This is a genomic window from Lysinibacillus sp. NPDC094177 (genome assembly GCF_050279145.1).
Taxonomy (GTDB): domain Bacteria; phylum Bacillota; class Bacilli; order Bacillales_A; family Planococcaceae; genus Lysinibacillus.
On sequence record NZ_JBNNTW010000003.1, the window covers coordinates 25,537 to 44,397 of the forward strand.

Annotated in this window: 20 protein-coding genes; 14 read left to right on the forward strand and 6 right to left on the reverse strand. The window is 36.5% G+C overall.

The window, feature by feature from the left end; translation table 11 throughout:
- The first annotated feature begins 141 nt into the window (after nt 1-141).
- The 4 genes from ACQKNC_RS06020 to ACQKNC_RS06035 are packed head-to-tail and all read left to right on the forward strand — an operon-like array spanning nt 142 to nt 3,584.
- A complete protein-coding gene (locus tag ACQKNC_RS06020) occupies nt 142-840 on the forward strand; it encodes a response regulator transcription factor (RefSeq protein WP_427423953.1) in 699 nt (232 codons plus the stop codon).
- Nucleotides 837-2,282, forward strand: a complete 1,446-nt coding sequence (locus ACQKNC_RS06025; protein WP_427423954.1) for a HAMP domain-containing sensor histidine kinase — start codon at nt 837-839, stop codon at nt 2,280-2,282. The genes ACQKNC_RS06020 and ACQKNC_RS06025 overlap by 4 nt, the downstream gene beginning before the upstream one ends.
- Nucleotides 2,283-2,284: 2 nt before the next feature.
- A complete protein-coding gene (locus tag ACQKNC_RS06030) occupies nt 2,285-3,352 on the forward strand; it encodes a LolA family protein (protein ID WP_427423955.1) in 1,068 nt (355 codons plus the stop codon).
- 10 nt (nt 3,353-3,362) lie between these two features.
- Nucleotides 3,363-3,584, forward strand: a complete 222-nt coding sequence (locus ACQKNC_RS06035; RefSeq protein WP_427423956.1) for a hypothetical protein — start codon at nt 3,363-3,365, stop codon at nt 3,582-3,584.
- 141 nt (nt 3,585-3,725) lie between these two features.
- On the opposite strand, the gene fabF is transcribed toward ACQKNC_RS06035, so the two are convergent.
- A complete protein-coding gene (gene fabF, locus ACQKNC_RS06040) occupies nt 3,726-4,961 on the reverse strand; it encodes a beta-ketoacyl-ACP synthase II (RefSeq protein WP_427423957.1) in 1,236 nt (411 codons plus the stop codon).
- A 122-nt stretch (nt 4,962-5,083) separates the two neighbouring features.
- Here fabF and ACQKNC_RS06045 point away from each other — a divergent pair, with 122 nt between their 5' ends.
- Together ACQKNC_RS06045 and ACQKNC_RS06050 are read left to right on the forward strand one after the other, a co-directional pair.
- Entirely contained in the window at nt 5,084-5,935 is an 852-nt protein-coding gene (locus tag ACQKNC_RS06045; protein ID WP_427423958.1) for a helix-turn-helix transcriptional regulator, read from the forward strand.
- Between the two features lie 98 nt (nt 5,936-6,033).
- The gene (locus ACQKNC_RS06050) at nt 6,034-6,981 is read left to right on the forward strand and encodes an MBL fold metallo-hydrolase (protein ID WP_427423959.1); all 948 of its coding nucleotides are present in this window, start codon (nt 6,034-6,036) and stop codon (nt 6,979-6,981) included.
- 26 nt (nt 6,982-7,007) lie between these two features.
- On the opposite strand, the gene ACQKNC_RS06055 is transcribed toward ACQKNC_RS06050, so the two are convergent.
- The 4 genes from ACQKNC_RS06055 to ACQKNC_RS06070 form a co-directional block, all read right to left on the reverse strand.
- Nucleotides 7,008-7,337 carry a YrdB family protein gene (locus ACQKNC_RS06055; protein ID WP_427423960.1) on the reverse strand — a complete coding sequence of 110 codons (330 nt, stop codon included), beginning with the start codon at nt 7,335-7,337 and terminating at the stop codon, nt 7,008-7,010.
- 1 nt (nt 7,338) lies between these two features.
- Nucleotides 7,339-7,626: a hypothetical protein gene (locus ACQKNC_RS06060; protein ID WP_427423961.1), complete on the reverse strand. Its 288-nt coding sequence runs from the start codon at nt 7,624-7,626 to the stop codon at nt 7,339-7,341.
- Between the two features lie 117 nt (nt 7,627-7,743).
- A complete protein-coding gene (locus ACQKNC_RS06065) occupies nt 7,744-8,097 on the reverse strand; it encodes a DUF4260 domain-containing protein (protein WP_427423962.1) in 354 nt (117 codons plus the stop codon).
- Nucleotides 8,084-8,524, reverse strand: a complete 441-nt coding sequence (locus tag ACQKNC_RS06070) for a MerR family transcriptional regulator (RefSeq protein WP_427423963.1) — start codon at nt 8,522-8,524, stop codon at nt 8,084-8,086. The genes ACQKNC_RS06065 and ACQKNC_RS06070 overlap by 14 nt, the downstream gene beginning before the upstream one ends.
- A gap of 125 nt (nt 8,525-8,649) precedes the next feature.
- Between ACQKNC_RS06070 and ACQKNC_RS06075 the strand changes: the two genes are divergently transcribed.
- The 7 genes from ACQKNC_RS06075 to ACQKNC_RS06105 all read left to right on the forward strand — a co-directional run bounded on the left by ACQKNC_RS06075 (nt 8,650) and on the right by ACQKNC_RS06105 (nt 15,808).
- A complete protein-coding gene (locus tag ACQKNC_RS06075) occupies nt 8,650-9,156 on the forward strand; it encodes a sigma-70 family RNA polymerase sigma factor (RefSeq protein ID WP_427423964.1) in 507 nt (168 codons plus the stop codon).
- Complete coding sequence (locus tag ACQKNC_RS06080) at nt 9,149-10,357, forward strand: hypothetical protein (RefSeq protein WP_427423965.1); 1,209 nt, start codon at nt 9,149-9,151, stop codon at nt 10,355-10,357. The genes ACQKNC_RS06075 and ACQKNC_RS06080 overlap by 8 nt, the downstream gene beginning before the upstream one ends.
- Before the next feature lie 347 nt (nt 10,358-10,704).
- Nucleotides 10,705-12,153 (forward strand): tetratricopeptide repeat-containing diguanylate cyclase, encoded by a 1,449-nt coding sequence (locus ACQKNC_RS06085; protein ID WP_427423966.1) that lies wholly within the window; start codon nt 10,705-10,707, stop codon nt 12,151-12,153.
- 197 nt (nt 12,154-12,350) lie between these two features.
- Nucleotides 12,351-12,866, forward strand: coding sequence for a sigma-70 family RNA polymerase sigma factor (locus ACQKNC_RS06090; RefSeq protein WP_049666144.1), 516 nt, complete (start codon nt 12,351-12,353; stop codon nt 12,864-12,866).
- Nucleotides 12,853-13,515, forward strand: coding sequence for a TIGR04104 family putative zinc finger protein (locus tag ACQKNC_RS06095; protein ID WP_427423967.1), 663 nt, complete (start codon nt 12,853-12,855; stop codon nt 13,513-13,515). The genes ACQKNC_RS06090 and ACQKNC_RS06095 overlap by 14 nt, the downstream gene beginning before the upstream one ends.
- Nucleotides 13,516-13,662: 147 nt before the next feature.
- Nucleotides 13,663-14,220: a biotin transporter BioY gene (locus ACQKNC_RS06100; protein ID WP_427423968.1), complete on the forward strand. Its 558-nt coding sequence runs from the start codon at nt 13,663-13,665 to the stop codon at nt 14,218-14,220.
- Nucleotides 14,221-14,233: 13 nt separating this feature from the next.
- Nucleotides 14,234-15,808 (forward strand): amidohydrolase, encoded by a 1,575-nt coding sequence (locus ACQKNC_RS06105; protein ID WP_427423969.1) that lies wholly within the window; start codon nt 14,234-14,236, stop codon nt 15,806-15,808.
- Nucleotides 15,809-16,446: 638 nt separating this feature from the next.
- On the opposite strand, the gene ACQKNC_RS06110 is transcribed toward ACQKNC_RS06105, so the two are convergent.
- The gene (locus tag ACQKNC_RS06110) at nt 16,447-16,665 is read right to left on the reverse strand and encodes a hypothetical protein (protein WP_427423970.1); all 219 of its coding nucleotides are present in this window, start codon (nt 16,663-16,665) and stop codon (nt 16,447-16,449) included.
- A gap of 257 nt (nt 16,666-16,922) precedes the next feature.
- Here ACQKNC_RS06110 and ACQKNC_RS06115 point away from each other — a divergent pair, with 257 nt between their 5' ends.
- On the forward strand, nt 16,923-18,695 hold the full coding sequence (locus tag ACQKNC_RS06115) for a glycerophosphoryl diester phosphodiesterase membrane domain-containing protein (protein WP_427423971.1): 1,773 nt from the start codon (nt 16,923-16,925) through the stop codon (nt 18,693-18,695).
- The last annotated feature ends 166 nt before the right edge of the window (nt 18,696-18,861 follow it).

The window sequence follows — 18,861 nt, forward strand, 5'->3', positions numbered from 1 at the left end:
TAAGCGACGGAAAGTTCGCCCCGCTCGACGGATAAAAAACGAGAAGTGACGGATAGCTAGATCTATGGTAATTATAAAGAAAGTGTAAAGTTCAGAAAAAACGTCTTTTTACATAGTAAGGTTAGTACAGGAGGAAAACATATGAAAGAAAAGCTATTACTGATTGAGGATGATACGGCGATTGGACGAATTGTGAAGGATACGCTTGAGCAAGAGGGTTACCAAATTACTTGGGCAACAACAGGTCTTGAGGGGCTAGCTGATTTTCAAGCAGATACGTTCGATTTAGTGATAGTCGATTGGATGTTACCAGAGATGGATGGTCTTACTGTTTGCCAAAATATTCGTTGGGAAAGTGATGTACCTATTATAATGATGAGTGCGCGTAAGGAAGAGGCAGATAAGGTTGAGGGCTTGCAGGGCGCTGATGATTATATAGCGAAACCATTTAGCTTAGAGGAGTTAAAGGCACGTATAGCCTCACACTTACGTCGCTGGAAACGTTATACCAAAAAAGAAGTCACTGAAGATGTAACATCCTTTGCACACAGCTTACAAATTAATTGGCAAAAGGAAACAGCGCGCCTTGATGATAAAGAGCTTACCTTAACACAGAAGGAATTTGCTCTGTTAAAACTGCTTGCGAAAAATCCAAGCCAAACCTTTTCAAAAGAAGAGCTATATCAGCATATTTGGCAACAAGCGAGTGTTGATGAAACACATACAGTTACAGTACATATAAAGGCGCTACGAGAAAAGCTAAAAGACCCAGTTAAAACTCCATATTATATACAGACGGTATGGGGCAAGGGCTACCGCTTTATTGGTGAACCGCTATGAGAATTAAAACATGGCTACTCATCACTTTTTTCATCGTGATGGTTTTACCGATAACAGGTGCTTATGGCCTTTATGTGTGGATTAATGCCTATTATCAAGATAAAAACTTTGCTGAGTATTTCGAGAAATGGACAGAGCTAAATCAGGTAAAATCTGTTCTCGAAAGTCCTGTACATTATAAAAAAAATGCGGATACAAAAGAGATTGAAGCATTAACGAATGATCAGCTCGCAATTACACTTTACTCGAAATCAGGCTTACTTTTGTATTCCTCAATTCCGTTGAGATTGGAATATGAATCTAGAGATAGTGTTTTTAAAGGTTTATATGAATTAAAGCAAAACTACAATGCCTTTACTTATAAAGAACCTGTTTATCAGGATGGGGATTTGCTTGGGGTTTATAAAATTCAATTAGTTAGGACGGATTGGATAAAAGGCGTAGAAAGTCGTTCTTTGCTTGTAATAGCTAGCTCTATACTATTATTTCTCCTAATTTATTTTGCAGCTATGATGCTGCTTAACCGTAAATTAAATCGACCGTTACATGAACTGATGCGACAAATGCGTGCTTTTGCAAAAGGAGAGCATGTGGAATCGAATTTAGTGGCAAGAAAAGATGAAATTGGTGAACTTGCTCAAACCTTTCTTGCTATGCAGGATGAAATTGAAACAGCGCGTGCGCACTTAAAAGTGGAACAACAGCAAAAGGAGCTAATGATTGCAAGTATTTCCCATGATTTAAAAACACCTCTTACAGCAATACAAGCGTATGCTGAGTCTTTACAAGGCAAGTCGTTGTCGGAAGAACTTCAAGACGAGTACCGACAGATTATTTTAACAAAGTCTGAAACGATGAAGCATATGTTAGAGGATCTACTCATGTACACTTTACTGCAATCTACAAGTTATAATTTAGAACTTGTAGCAGTAGATGGAGCTGAGTATTTTGAAATGGCACTGTCTGATTATGATCAGCTTTGCGCGGATCAAGGATTTATGCTTGAAGTTACTTGCGACATAGAAGGGATGTATGCTGTTCATCCGAAGCAGCTTCAACGGGTGATTGACAATTTAATGAGTAATGCTTGGCGCTATGGAGCAGAAGGTACAACGATAGGTTTAGCAGCCTTAAATACTGGGAAGTGTCCTACAGGGTTCTTTGATTTTGTAAAGCCTGCACTGACAAAACAAGAAGGTATGTATATTATTGTGCAAAATAGCGGTCAGGGTATAAATAAAGAAGATATCGACAAGTTATTCGAGCCCATGTATCAAGCAGATACAGCACGAACAAAGGCTGGGGAGCGAGGCACTGGACTAGGATTAAATATTGCAAAACAAATCATAGAAAAGCATGGTGGGACAGTAGAACTTGTATCGAGAGAAGGCAATGGAACAGCTGTACTTTGCTGGTTGCCACCATTTAAAGGAGAGATTTAATAATGAATTGGAAAAAATCATTACGTGCAGCAGGCTTAGTTACCGCACTAACATTTAGCTTAGTAGGTTGTAATACGGAGGGATCATATTCACCACAGGAAATTATTGATCATGCATTACAGGAAACGAAAGAACCACTTACTTATTACGGTGAATACACAATGGATATGGGCGAGGCTGGTGGAAAAGCTCAAGTCAAAGAGTGGTCTAAAGATGGTAAACGACGTATTGAGACAATATCTGAAAATGGTGAGCATAACATAGCAGTCAACAATGGCTCACAGATTATTATGTATGATGTTGTGAAAAACACTGTTCATAAAATAGATATTAGCAAAGATGGGTTAGATGACTTCCCATCGCAAAGAGATCAGTTAGAAATACTATTTAACACAGTGAAAGATACACATGATGTGAAAATTGCTGGAGAGGAGAAGATTGCTGGAAGAGATACGTATAAAATTGTAGCGAAAGCTAAAAAAAATGATACTTTAATTGGTGATATAGAAGTATGGGTTGATAAAAAAACATGGGTAACATTAAAAACAATAACGAATAGCGCTGGAAATAAAATGACAACAGAGTATACGAAACTGGATGACAGTGCAAAAATTGATGATGCACAATTCACAATTGATATTCCAAAGGATGCAAAAGTGGAAGAAATAAGTGTACCTGAATCTGAGTCAGTAAAACTGGATACAGTGAAAGAACAGCTAGGCGAATTTTTAATGGTGCCAGAAGAAAATGGGCTTACTTTGGATGGTATTTCATTAGATAAAGGGATTGAAGACCGTTCAGAATACACATTTAATTATTCAAAGAATGGTCAGCAAAATATTTCAGTAACTGTTTTTAAAGCAAATAGTAATGCTAATAAGGTAGAGCCTGTTTTTGGTGAAAAAGAAATGGACATCCGAGGTCAAAAAGGTAGTGTAATGGATGAGAATAAATTCCGTAGTATTAGCTGGCAGGAAAACGGCTATCAATATAGCATTTTTATTGGAAATTCTGAGTTAACAATCGAAGACCTTGTAACATACGCAAAACAAATGACCATCGTTAAGTGAGGTGAATTGTATGAATAGAAATGAATTTATAAAATGTCTAGCGTTGTTTTTATTTAGCACAGTTTTTTTATACGGTGTAGGTGAAACATATGGCGTTCCATGGCTGCAATTTCATTTCTTAGGACAATACAATGATGGGGGTTTTTATTTCAGTTTTAGCTCTTTAACCCCTATACTTGGTGGCTTACTAATTGTTATGTTATATGAAAAGATGATTAAGCGACTTATTTAATATGATGAGAAAATCCACTCTGAAAAAAGAGTGGATTTTTTTGTCTTGATCATATTGTAACTAAAATTTGCTTTTGCAGAGGTTTATAATAAAATCATTTTCTACTTGTTTAAAAAACTGTAGATTTGCGAGAAAGTTTATTCACTCGTATTTCCTTATAACAATAGCCGCATTATGACCTCCGAAACCGAATGAGTTAGACAGACCCGTATTTATTTTCACTTGGCGAGCAATAGATGGTACATAATCGAGATCACATAATGGATCAGGATTTTCTAAGTTAATTGTTGGAGGAATTATCCCTTCCTTTAAACTTAGTGCTAAAGCAATTGCTTCAACACCGCCTGCTGCCCCTAACATATGACCGAGCATAGATTTATTAGCTGTTACAGGAATCTGATAAGCTTGTTTACCAAACAGCTGCTTAATAGCCATCGTTTCGGAGATGTCTCCCACTTTTGTACTTGTTGCATGGGCACTAATTACATCAATTTCTTCAGGCGATAAATTTGCATTTTTTAAAGCTGATCTCATTGCAAGATAAGCCCCTTTACCTTCTGGATGTGTAGCTACGATATGGTGTGCGTCTGAACTTGCACCATATCCAATGACTTCTGCATAAATCTTTGCCTCTCTACGTAAAGCATGGGATAAAGATTCTAAGATTAAAATTCCAGCTCCTTCTGACATGACAAATCCATCTCGATTTTCATCAAATGGACGACTGGCTTTAGTGGGATCATCGTTTCTTGTTGATAATGCTGTAGCATTACCAAAGCTTGCTATAGATAAGTCTGTTATAGCTGCCTCTGTTCCACCTGCGAACATAACGTCAACTTCTCCAGAACGAATTAGTCTAAAGGCTTCACCAATAGCTGTATTTCCAATTGCACAAGCAGAAACAGGCGACAAAGAAGGTCCCATTGCGTTCCACTTTATACTAATTTGTGCTGCAGCAGCATTAGAAATCATAGCAGGTACTAGGGTCGGGCTAACTCTTCTAGGACCCTTCTGTCTTAGCGCATCAATATTTTCAATCAAGGTTTCAAGTCCCCCTATACCTGAACCTACATATACGCCTAACCGTTCTACATCTATATAATCGAGGTCTAACTTAGAATCTATCCAAGCTTGTTCAGCTGCAGCCAAAGCAAATTGTGAAAAACGATCCAAACGTTTAGCTTCGCTCCTTCCTAAAACTTCATCTGCATCAAATTCTTGGACGATACCTGCAATTTTTGTCTTATGATTAGTAACATCAAATGTATCAATAGTGGATATACCAGATTCTCCATTAATCAAATTGTTCCAAAATGTTTGGATGTTGTTTCCTAAAGGAGACACTATCCCCATACCGGTAATCACAACTCTTTCCATTTTGCATCCCTCCAAATATATAATTTACTTGTATTTTACATCTGTTTTATCCTATTACAAGTGATTGTTTATCCTGGTATAATTACTAATAGGTTAAATGGATAAGATGAGGAGTTTTAAAAATGAATGATAAAACTAGGCTTGAAGCTTTGTCGACATTCTTAAAAGCTAAGCGTGCCCAAATTAAGCCAGAGTCTGTTGGTTTGCCTGCTGGAAATCGGAGAAGGACACCTGGATTACGAAGAGAAGAGGTTGCACAATTAGCAGGTGTAAGTACCACTTGGTATACATGGCTAGAGCAAGGAAGAGATATTAAAGTTTCTTCAATCGTACTAGATTGTATTTCTACAGCTCTACAATTAAATAATGATGAAAGAGACTACTTGTATGACCTGGCATTAGAGACAAAATCAGAAATTACAAACCAAAAAAAGAATCAATCCGAGCTTAGCCCTTCTTTAAAGCGAATACTAACTGAATTAACATATTGTCCTACTATCATTACAGATCGACATTGCCATATAGTGGGCTGGAATCCTGCAGCTGCTCATGTTTTTTTAGATTTTGAACAACTACCGGATGATCAAAGAAATTTGATTCGTTTAGTGTTCACCAGAAAAGAATTTAAAGCATTGGCCGTCAATTGGGAACATTTTGCGAAAGGTTTTCTTGCTATTTTCCGTACCTATTATGGACACTATTTAGGCGATGAATGGTACAACCAATTTATTAAAGAAATGAGTCATTCACATTCAGAATTTCAGGATTTATGGCAAGAAAGTCAAGTAAGTAAGGCTCCAGAAATGATAATTGAATTCAGACATGCTAAAGCAGGCAAAATGTTGTTTAATTTAACTTCTCTTCAGGTTCAAGGTGATATGGATTTACGGTGCAGTATCTATACACCAGTAGAGGAAACGGATACAGAAAATAAATTAAAGCGATTAATGAAAAGGATTTCGGTTAAAGATTAGCCTTGATAATAAAATAACCAACTTTATTTTCGTGAAACATTGATTTATCTTCAAGTATGAATGCTATAATATGTAAAAACTTCAAAGGGGAGCTGTGAATGGAGCGGGAGATTGTAGAAACAAAATATTTTACTTTGCATACTCTAAGTGACGGTGTGTTTGCTGCTATTGCTAAACCAGGTCAAGGTGCTTGGAGTAATGCTGGAATAATTGATTTGGGTGACGAGCTTCTAGTTTTTGATTCACTAAGTACTCCTAGTGCGGGAGAAGAGTTAAGACGCCAAGCTGAAAGTTTAACTGGTAAAAAAGTTAAATATTTGATTAACAGTCACTATCACGGGGATCACGTCTTTGGAAATCAAGTATTTTCAGATACAACGATTATTTCTACATATGTAACTGAGAAATTGTGTAAAGAAAAAAATAAGATTGAAGATTATGAGAAAGAAAAGCAGGACATGAATCATTACCTGCGGCAGCTAAAAAATCAAATCGATTCAACAGAAGACACCATTTTAAAAGAGAGTTTAATCAACCAATATCAAGAAATGTCGAAGGTATTAGATGACTTATCTCAATTACAAATTGTGCTACCATCCCTATTGTTTGAAGAAAAATTGACCATCACTGGTTCCGCTAAAACTGTGGAATTATATTGTTTAGGCGGAGGCCATTCACCGAGTGATACATTTATGTACCTACCTAAAGAAAAAATAGCCTTTATGGGTGATTTAGCGACAGAAGATTTACATGTACCGATATATAATCCTGTAGAATTTTTGAGCATATTAAAGCGAGTTAAACAAATCGATATTAATATAATTGTACCTGGTCATGGTAATGTTGCTGATATGACATTATGCGATACATTAATTGATTATTTATCTTTAATGACTGAACGCGCAAAAGAAGCTCATCAACGAAAATTATCGCTGGAAGATTTTATTTCTGAATTTGATATACCTAAAGAGTATAGGGAATGGAAGGGAGTAAACGGTATAAAAGCTAACCTTACAACGATATACACTTACCTCCAAAAAAGCTAAAAATCCACTTTTAAAAACGTGGATTTTTAGCGTTGATTAAATACGGACAATAAAATCTGATTGATAATGATTAGTATTGCAAATATAGTCGCTAATTGTGTTCGCCCTGCAGCATACAGAGCTATGACGGCTAAAGAGAATACCACAAATTCAAGCATAAAATGCAAAGCCCCACTCAATGGAAATGTTGCTTTAGGTGAACCAAACAAACTCCAAATAACTACGAACAAAACAGGTGCTCCAATGCCAAGTAAAAGCTTGAAGAACATACCTTTTCCATTTTGTATACCCCAATATCCAAAAGACAATAACACACAAATTTCTAATAGAAAGCGAAGAGCTAAATTCAACAGCATATTATCCCTCCGAAAAATTGGTTTTTAAAAGGTTGAAAATCGCTGATAAAAGCGTACATCGCTGATAAAACGTCAAACATCGCTGATAAAAGTGAAAGAATCGCTGATAAAACGTCAAACATTGCTGATAAAGTGAAAGAATCGCTGATAAAACGTCAAACATCGCTGATAAAAGTGAAAGAATCGCTGATAAAACGTCAAACATCGCTGATAAAAGTGAAAGAATAGCTGATAAAACGTCAAACATCGCTGATAAAAGTGAAAGAATCGCTGATAAGACATCAAACATCGCTGATAAAGTTCCAGAATCGCTGATAAAACCACAAACATCGCTGATAAAGGTGAAAGAATCGCTGATAAAACATCGAACATCGCTGATAAAACTTCGCTTACCTCCGAAACGATCTTAAGCTATTTGTTGTAAATGAGTTCTAGTAAAGGCTTCATCATATTTTAATCCATAGCCTAGTGCACGATCTAAAAATATATGGGCTAGCCAAATAATAGAGGCCATTAGAAGCGGTGTCGATACAATGACAAAGCCTATAATTAAGAGAATTACTGGCACAACTAAACTATGGCCAATATTGTAAAATAAAGCGCCGACTTTCGTGTTTACAATGTAACCTATCATGCTTACATCAGGTAGTAATAAAAATAATACAAAATATAAGAACGAAAATTCAAAATGCCAGTAGAAAAATACACTTCCTAAAAATGCGATTAAATATTCTAATGAGATAATTTTACGTAGTTTCATGATAACCACGACCTTCCTGTAGTTTTTTATACATATCCTCGATAAGTGAGCCGATGACTAACTTATTTTCCGCGTATTTTCCTTCAGCCATTAATGTTTGAGTGAGCTGTAAGGATTGGAGTGCTTGCTGATAAAAAAATAGCTGCTGTTCAATGTGGGTGATCTTTGTAGAGAATAGCTGAACTGTTTCTTGATTGCAGGAATCTGAAATAGGCTTTTGCTCTAATGTCAGAAGCAGTTTGATTTCTTGTAATGTAAAGCCAAGCTGTCTTAATACTAAAATAAATTTTATTGTATGTTCACAAGTGACATCATACACTCGATAACCATTGTCCTGTTTATTTGGATGTAGTAATCCTTCTTTTTCATAGTAACGCACGGTATCAGTAGATAAATTATACTTAGCTGCAAACTGTTTGATATGCATGTAAGCACCTCCTGAATTTATCCTAACATTGGAGTATGCTCCAAGGTCAATACGATAATTGAAATTTTTTGAAATTAAGTGAAACGGTCATTTATTGGCAATCGTTTATAGTGTAAGAGGGGGAGGTGGACGGCATACTTGAAGAAATTATGGATGATCATGCAGAGCATTTATTACGTCTCGCCTATTTTTACGTAAAAAATAGTCACGCGGCTGAGGATATCGTGCAGGAGGTTTTTATAAAATTTTCTCAGCATGATTACGAGGAACGTGGACAGCTACGTGCTTATTTATCTAGATTAACGATTAATAAAAGCAAAGACTATTTAAGAAGCTGGCATTATAAAAAACTAATTTTACAAGAAAAAATATTTCCAGTGAAAGCCAACATACAGCGCGATGCATTGATTGAAGCAGAGGAAAGATCGCATATTGGGGCAGCTATTTTAAAGCTTCCACTAACATATAGAGAGCCAATCATCCTTTACTATTATGAAGAAATGAAGATTGCCGAAATTGCACAAGTTCTAGGAATAGTAGAAAACACTGTTAAAACAAGGCTAAGAAGGGCAAGAGAAGCCTTGAAGTCTCTGTTAAAGCAGGGTGAATGGGAGGTGCTTGGACATGAATGAATGGCAGAAGGAATTGGTGAAAGTAGCAGGGGATATGGAAGAAAGTAAAGAGCGTGTCAAAAAACGTGTCTTACAGCAGCATGATGTCAAATCTAAAAAGCCCATTCGTTTCGCGCTTTTTACGGCAATTGTGACATTTTGCTTAATTGGATTTGTCATGGTGCAGCTATTAAATAAGGACATGAAACAATCAGCAAACTTGTTCAACGATACACAGCTTGCCCATTTTGAAAATATTATGCGCATCATTTGGTTCGAAAAAGACGAAGAATCTTATAGAAGAGAGGCTTATGGACGGTACGAGAAGCTAGTTGCCACCTATTATTATGCGAAGTCACTTGGGCTTCAATATTCTGAGGCTGAGCTAAAGGATGAGAGGAAGGTGCGTTATGACGAGCTTGATATGCTACAACAAGTACCTGAATATGCTGAGCTTTTTAAAGAAGAAGGAGTCGATAAATATTTTAAAAAATATTTGGAGCCATTGTTACCGATGTATACAACTAAAAAAAAGCTTGAAGCCATATATCTAGAAAAATACCCCACTTTCCCGAAAGGTATAGTAGAACGATTAGTCACTCAAGATGCTCTCCGTTATTTTGATAAACATTTTGCAGAGCAGGCAAAAACGTTTCAAGAGCAAAATGGAATCAAGAATTATTCAAGTAGCTCATCTGGAACTACGTATTTAGGAACAGTGATAAAAGTAGAATCTAATGCCTTTCTATTTGTTGAAGGAATTCTTCCAAAGGACTTAGAAAACCTTTCTCAAGAGCAAATTATGAAAAAGTACCCAAAAGCTACTTGGTATCCGGTGATGGATGATTTCCAAGTAAAACAAGAAGATTATGTTAGAATAGAATCAAATAGTAATCAGTCAATTGATGAAAATGGAATTGTCACACACTACGGCCTATTAAACAATGTGGAAATTTGTGAACCAACAGTGACTACTAAGCTCAGCATCCAAAATGAACAGGAAGCTATACAATTCTTTCAACAAACAGAGTGGCAGTCTGCTGAAAATATGGGAAGCCCTCCAGATTATTCATTTATGCTGGAGGGAGCTCGTATAGATGTCTGGGTTAGTTACGGCCAATCACTTTATTTGTATAAAGTGGGTTCCGGTACTGTTCATCTTAGTCAAAAAAGATCAGCAGTGCTAAAGAAGATATTAGGTATTGAAGAATCTTTACATTAAGCTGTATGGTACATCGTGTTACCCCGACGCACCAGGAAAGCGCCTAACTGGAACGAAATCAACCACACGTTATATTCATTCCAACATTCTTCAAGTCTCTTTAAAGTAGAGGCTTGTTTTTTATTTGTCAGGAAATTATAGTTTTTGTACTGTCGTGAATATTTTCATATAAAAAGAGTCGTTTTTACAGGGGTCTAAATCATTACTTTAGGAGAAATGAATCATTAATGCTCGCTTTAAGGTTAAATTTACTCATTTATTTGAAAATAAATGAGTCTGAGGAATTGTAATATTTCACACATAAAGATAGTATTAAAGGAGTAGGGGATATTATAAGGAGGGGCGGTATGAACACACAAGAATTTGAAGAATTATGGATTACGCTAAATGAATTGTATAATGCGAATCGCTTTTTAGAATATATAGATTTAAGTAGCGCCGCAATTGAAAGTGCTATTGCGCTTGGTATGCACAAAAAGGCAATCCTGTTATTACGATATCGCTGTGCAAGCTATTTTCAAACAGGTGATTTACAAGTTTCCATTAGTGTGCTTGAACAATATCGTGAATTAACCTTTCAATATGGCGATGATATTGATTTAATCCATCATTATATTTTAGCGGCCGTCTATTGGGGGACATTAGGCCATTTAAAGAAATCTGAAGAATTTATGATCAAGGGACTCAAGATTGCCGAACGTGTTCAACATATAGAAAGTATAGGGAAAATTTATAATAATTTAAGCGACTTAGAAAACTCATTAGGAAACTATCAAAAAGCGAAGGATTTTGCATTAAAAAGCTTATACTATGCCAATTATTTTGAGACAAAGCATGAAAATCCTTATACAGGGATAATTTATTCAAAAATAAACTTAGCTGTCGCACAAATTTGGTTGGAGGAATTTGATGAAGCAGATGAACTATTGCAAGAGTTACTGGTGACGATTCAGAAACCTCCTTATTCCAAGGTACAATTAGAGGTTATGAATGCCTATGCTTTGCTTTGTGAAAAACAGGGACGCATTGGCGAGGCTATTGATTTGTACCAAAAGTCGAAGCACTATGCCTTACAAAATAATGATTTATCGATGCTTCAAACTATCTATAATTCTTTGGTAAAGCTAATAGAAGAGCAAGGAAATAAACTTGTATTGTGCTCGATACAAAAGGAGTATATTAATATTTTGCTAGAAATACAAAGGGAAAATTATACTCATTTGTTATTTGAGATGGAGTACAATGACCAGAAGAAACATTTTGAAAAAACGTCTTACATTGATCCATTAACGAATATTTATAATCGACGTTATTTCGATGTAAATGCAAAGAAAATGGTAGATAAAGCCTCCTTAGAAAATCAGCAATTAGCATTAATGATGATTGATTTAGACCATTTTAAAGAAATCAATGATACAAATGGTCATTTATTTGGTGATGATGCTCTAACGAATACTGCTACTACATTAAAGAACTATTTTCAACCATTTGAGTCGATAGTTGCTCGTTTTGGCGGGGATGAGTTTATTGTTCTTTATCTATTACAGGAAGGTGAATCTGTGCAATTGATGGCTGAAGATCTCTATCAAACATTAAACTCTCTGTCCTTATCAATCAATGATGAGACCGTTCAATTGGAATTTAGTATTGGTGTAAGTACAAATAAACAAGGCAAGATTACCGAGGTCGAAGAGCTAATCCATAATGCGGACACAGCACTTTATACGTCAAAGCGCAATGGTCGTAGCCAAATCACTGTCTTTAATCAATATAGTGATGCGGGAAATAGTAAATAAGCGGTACAGGTGGATTTTAAATTGTGAGCGTTCTATTTAGAGAAATATTTATAATCAATCATAAAGGATCTGCTTCATTTCAACGTAAGTCGTTGGAGTTTGCAGATTCTTTTTTCATTTTAAAAAATTTTTTAAAAAAAATGAATCGAAAATGAAGTGGCGTCCGTCAGTAGTTTAGAGAGAAGGTGAGGACAACGATGGATATCGAAAAAATTATTGCAGAGCACGGTGACTATTTACTAAAGGTTGCTTATTTATATGTGAAAAATGAAGCAACAGCTGAGGACATTGTGCAGGATGTGTTTATCGCCTTTTATCAAAAGCAGGAGCAATTTCGTCAAGAATCATCATTACGTACATATTTAGTGAAAATGACGGTCAATCGAAGCCATGATTATTTGCGTAGCTGGAAAAGTAAACGACTGACACTCTTTGAAAAAATAACAGGTCGTACGACAGCAGTTACACCTGAAAAAGAATTTCTTGCTAAGTCTACAAAACGAGAGCTAGTAGAAGCTTTGTTTACATTATCTGTGGCATATAGAGAAGTACTGATTCTCTATTATTTTGAGGATATGACGACAGTGGAAATTGCACAGCTCGTATGTTGTCCAGAAGCAACAATACGTACAAGATTACAGCGTGCTAGAAAGCAGCTTGCAACAGCAATCGGTGATTATGATTGGGAGGTGTTACGCCATGAATCAATTTAAAGAAGATGTGCTAAATGAACTTCGAGATGTGAAGCTTACAGATGAAAAAAAACAGGCAATTGCCCAAAAAGCTCGTAGTAAGGGCAAACGAAGAAGTAGTAGTCCATGGCAATATCGTGTGGTGCTAGCAACATTTACGATTTTTGTCATTGGTTTTAGTTATTTAATATCACAAAATAAAGCTCAACGTACGGGAAATCATCAGGCAGCTAGTGTACAAACGGATACATGGAGCTTATGGACATTTTTACAATACGATTTAGTACGAGGTATATTGCTTTTTAGTCTTATGATTGGGGTTGCTTTTATTGTTAAACGTGTGTTAATCAAAAAAGGATATGGCCTACCGGTGTGCATTGAGTGTGGGGAAACCTGGTCAGAGAAGCAAGCTCGAAAAATGTACAGGAAAAATGGACAACTTGAATGTCCTTATTGTGGGAAAAAACAATATCGCACAAAAAAATCTATGCAAATGGGTGGTATTTTAACATTTCCGATTCCTCTGATGATTTTTATGCAACATTTTTTTGATAATATTTCCATCGGGATTATTTTTTATTTAGCTGGTGTTTTCATTTATTATCGTTTATTAGCACCATATGTATTTGATTTGCAAGAAGATGATCCTATCAACACTCCGCTTTGGTAATTTTGTAAGAGAAATTGCTAGTTCACTATAGTAATTTCTTTTTTTATAGCAATTTTTCAAAATAGATTGACAACAGTTTTCATTTGCTTTATCTTTGTGTTAACTTATTTATTCTGTGAGTTAACGCACAAAGGGAGGCAATTTAGTTTGAAGAAGAGTAGTACATATAATTATGTGTTGGCAGCATTTGGTGCAGCGATTATCGCCGTGTTAGCACAAGTAAGCATTCCATTACCATTTTCACCTGTACCGATTACAGGACAAACATTAGCAGTAGGCTTAATCGTAACGATTTTAGGGACAAGACTTGGTACGTTCTCAGTACTGATTTATATATTACTTGGCGCAGTAGGTCTTCCGGTATTTAGTAGTATGTCGGGAGGATTTGCAATTTTGGTTGGCCCAACAGGTGGCTATATTGTAGGCTTCCTAGTTACGGCAGTTATTATGGGCTTATACTTAGATAAATTTGGCATTACAATCTTCCACGCTATTATTGCTAATCTGATTGGGATGGTTGTGACATTAGCATTTGGAACTGTTTGGTTAAAAGTTGCAGCAGACTTAAGTTGGAATGCAGCATTTATGGGCGGTGTGGCACCATTTATCATTGTCGGTATTTTAAAAGCTGTTCTGGCAGCATGGGTTGGCGTAATTGTTCGTCGACGTTTAGAAAGTGCACGTTTAATAGAAGCGATTGCATAGGAGGCGAATTGTTTTGGCAACGTTATGGACAGGTGGAAAGATTTACACGATGGCACAAGTTGGCGAAACAGTTGAAGCAGTCCTTGTAAAAGAAGGAAAAATTGTGGCGACAGGCTCAGTAGATAGCTTGTCGCCACATGCTACTTCTATTCAAGATTTACAAGGGAATGTGATGTATCCAGGCTTTGTCGATAGTCATTTACATATTATTGGCTACGGGGAGAAATTAAAGCATATTGATGTCTCGAACGTCAGAAATAAGAATGAGCTTCTGGCAATTATTCGTGAACGAATGCTAGAGGTTGCCGCAGATGATTGGGTAATAGCGATCGGGCTGAATGAGACACAATTTGAAGTTCCTATTTTCCCAACATTAACGGAGCTTGATGCTCTAGGGAAAGCACATTTAATTATTAAGCGAAGCTGTCATCATTTAATTTTGGCTAATTCTAAGGCGCTGGCATTTGCAGGAATAACAAAGGACACACCTTCACCAGATGGTGGTGTTATTGATAAAGTGAATGGACAGCTAACAGGAGTCTTAAAGGATGCAGCTTTGTATATGATTGTTAACCATATGCCCCATATAACGCCCGAGTATATTGAGGATGCTCTTGAAAAGGCGATAATATCGCTGCAATCATATGGCTTAGTAGGTGGCCATTCTGAAGATTTAAGCTATTACGGCCCACCGCTTCAGCCAATCAATGCTTTTCGAAAGATTGTCGAGGCAAAGCAATCGTTTAAAGCTCATTTATTACAACACCACACGGTATTTGAGGAAGTTGCCAAAATGGAGGAACTATCTTCTCCATATCTAGAGTTTGGTGCAATGAAGATCTTCATCGATGGTGCCTTTGGTGGACGTACTGCTGCCCTCCGTGAACCGTACTGTGATGAGCCAGGCAATTGCGGTATGCTTGTACATTCAACAGAACAATTAGAGGAATGTGTTCAACTTGCACGTCAGCATGGACAAACCGTGGCAGTGCATGCCATTGGAGATTTAGCCATTGAAACAATTTTAAAAGTATTTGCCGCCCATCCGCCTCGAGAAGGTCAATTAGATCGTGTTATTCATTGCAGTTTGGTGGATGAAGGTATTTTAGATAAACTTGCTGAGTTGCCTGTCGCAGTAGATATGCAGCCACAATTTGTGCAAGGAGAGTATGTGGCAGAACTAGCAAGGTTAGGGGAGGAACGAGCAAAAGGCTTGCACCCGTTAAAATCTCTCCTTGATCGTAGAGTAGTTGTTGCAGGTGGCAGTGATGCCCCGATTGAAGTGCCAAACCCCTTATATGGCATATATGCTGCAGTAACAAGACGGAATTTTGGGGAATCTCATAATGGCTACGGTCCAGAAGAGAAAATTTCACGTTTTGAGGCAGTACGACTCTATACTGTAGGAGCTGCACAAATAATAGCCCAAGATCATGTTCGAGGTAAGATTGAAAAGGGCTATACTGCAGACTTCACTGTTCTAGAAGAGGATATTTTTACGATTGCTATTGAAAATATACCAGAAGTAAAAGTTGCATATACGGTTATTGATGGCCGTATCGTTTATGAAAAACGCTGTAGAGAATAAACTTTACAGCGTTTTAACTTGTTAGCCGCATGGGCCAGATGTGAAAAGGATATTGGCAGGACAGATGTTTTATGCCCCTTTTTCAATCTCGCCATTAAGTATTTTGTGAGGAGCATCGAAACTGTTGCGTTTTCCGTCACTGTGTGAGGATAGTTTATAGTAAGTAATTTTTATTATTGCTTTAAAATCTAATTTGGTTTCAGCTTGTCGACTCACCCTGTGATGAGGAACCGTTGATTTTTCACGGAGAGTGGCACTCCTGCTGGATGAGCTTGCGCTGAAAGCCCCGCATGAACGTAGTGACGAGGAAAATAATCAATTATGCCTTGGCATAAAATTGCCGCTGTCGCTAAGAACCCCTTTCCGATTCTGTAACATCCGCCGGAGGCTTTAATTTCTTTCAGCAATTTTTTTCTGTACCGAAAGCGTTGCGACAGGTACAGGTGTTTGGGCACCCGCTGAAAGAAGTTAGAGCCAAGCCCGCGGAAAGCGCCAACTCGAAGTGAAAATCAACCTTTGTTTATTGATACAAATTATTTTTTGTCTTCATTTACATAATATTTTTATAAGAACGTGAAAAACGCTGTAAAGAATAAACCTTTACAGCGTTTTTTCATTCAACAATATTTTTTTAGGAGCTATCGTCTTTCTGATAAATCATTCACTTGATGCTCTAGCATTATCACTCGTGTTGTTAAATCATCTACTTTTTGTTCAAGTGTGTCTTCAGGTGGCAGAGGAGCTGTGGATTTCATTTTTTTAATCATATTAATCATGACGAAAAAAATGGCGAAGAAAAATACAAGAAGAACGATTGAACTAATAATATCTCCGAAGTTAAACGTTGTTTCTCTCATAATTATGGCCCCTTCAAAATGTATCGATCATATTATTTACCGAGTTGCATACAAAAAAGTTTCAAGAAAATATTTATAGACACCATAATTACTGAAATCTTATCATTTTTCCGCGCATATTATATGGGACAAATTGAATTTTAAGAGCAGAAAGTAATTTGAAATAAATGGCTTTACATATCATATAGGAAAGAGCTAATAAAAATCGTAAAGTTGCTTAAGATAGGGGATACGATAGGTAGAACTGGGGTGAGTAAATGCACAAAGCGGGACAAGTAATGCGACATGCCATCTACAATATTTATATATATCGCATCGATTATTTACGGATTTTCGCACTAACTAGGTTATTTCAGTTTTTATTAATTGTTCCGGTGACAGCTATCGTATTTAAGCTAATGCTGCGTGCAACGGGCTACACACATATAACGGAGCAAAATATTGAAAGTTTTATGGTGCATCCTTTTGTAATTTCGATGATCATTCTTTTGATCATGCTCATATTGCTATTTATTTATTATGAAATGGGCTTTCTTTTTTTAATGGCCTTTTATCAACAACGGGGAATTCGCTATCGATTTCGACACATATGGCAGCAGCTTAATCGTAAGGTTATTTCTTTTTTTAGTATCCAAGCCATTTTTTTATTTATATATATTGCATTTTTATTGCCATTAGCTTCATTTATATTTCCACTAACGTTAACTCAAGCAATGTCCATTCCGCATTTTTTGACAGATGAAATAATGAGCAGACTTTCGGGCCGTTTACTTTATGTTACTGTTGTAATTTTGTTAATAATAATGTGGGTACGTAGCATTTTTGCATTGCCGATCTTTACAATCCAGCCCAGAATATCATTATTTCGTTCATTAATACAGAGTTGGCGTTTATCAAATAGGAAGTTGTTTGAACTTATTGGAATATTAGCTTTGCTTGTTGCGATTCATTTACTTGTAATGATTGGAATTACGCTTATAAGCACCTTGCCATTATATATTTTGGAGCGTTTGATACCGAGTACTGCACTTGTCACAGCGGGGATTACACTCGCTTTTTTAGAACTGGTCTTCATTATGTTATTTAGTTTACTGCAAGCAATGTTTTCACAAGTAATGGTGGCTACTACATATAATATGCCAATTTTAAGCAAGCTAAGGTTCACACCGAAATTTAAGAAAAGGCACTATAAGCCATTGTCTTTCATCGTTTTAGTTGTTTTCATCGTATTAAGTGTGATGAATATTATTTCGTTAGAGAAAAGTGTCTATGCACCAGAAACAAAAATTATTGCTCATCGTGGCTACACGACTGGTAATGTAGAGAATACGATCAGTGGCCTTGCCAGCGCAGCTAGTGCAGGTGCAGATCTAATCGAAATCGATATTCAGCAAACGGTAGATGGACAATTCGTTGTATTTCATGATCGAACATTAAGAAGACTTACAGGAAAAAATGGTGTTATCGCTAATATGACGCTTGGTGAATTAAAGACATTAACGATTCATGCTAATGGCTTTAACGACAAAATTTCATCTTTAGATGATTTTATCGAAATAGCAAAAACTCTAAATGTTTCCTTACTAATTGAATTGAAAATTCATGGTAAAGAAACGGAAGATGTATTGCCCAAGTTAGTAGAAAAGCTAAAGGCTTATAAAGTGCTTGATACGTATTATGTGCAATCATCAGAGCCACAAATGATGACACAGTTGAAAAAATTGGCGCCTAACTTACGTGTTGGGATTGTCTATGCATTAAATATCGGGCCAATGGATGAAACAGTTGATTTTATTGCACTTGAGGAAGCATGGGTAACAGATCAATTAATCGCAGAGCTGAAACAACAAAAAATTGATTTGTTTGTATGGACATTAAATAAAGATCGATCATTACACGAATTCATTAGGAAAAATGTTAATGGAGTCATAACCGATCTCCCAGATATGGCTTTAGATATAAGAAAAAAGCAAAATGAGCGCGAATATTTTTTACAGCGTATACTAAATTTACTGCAATTCATGTTTTAATTCTAAATGATTAAATATAATACCTGTTTTTATGCAATACTCGCGCAAAGCAGGGAATTACCCGCGGAATGAGAGCCAATACCCGCGCAAAGCAAGGAAATACCCGCGGAAGGTAAGTGAATACCCGCGCAAAGCAGGGAAATACCCGCGGAAGATGCAATACCAG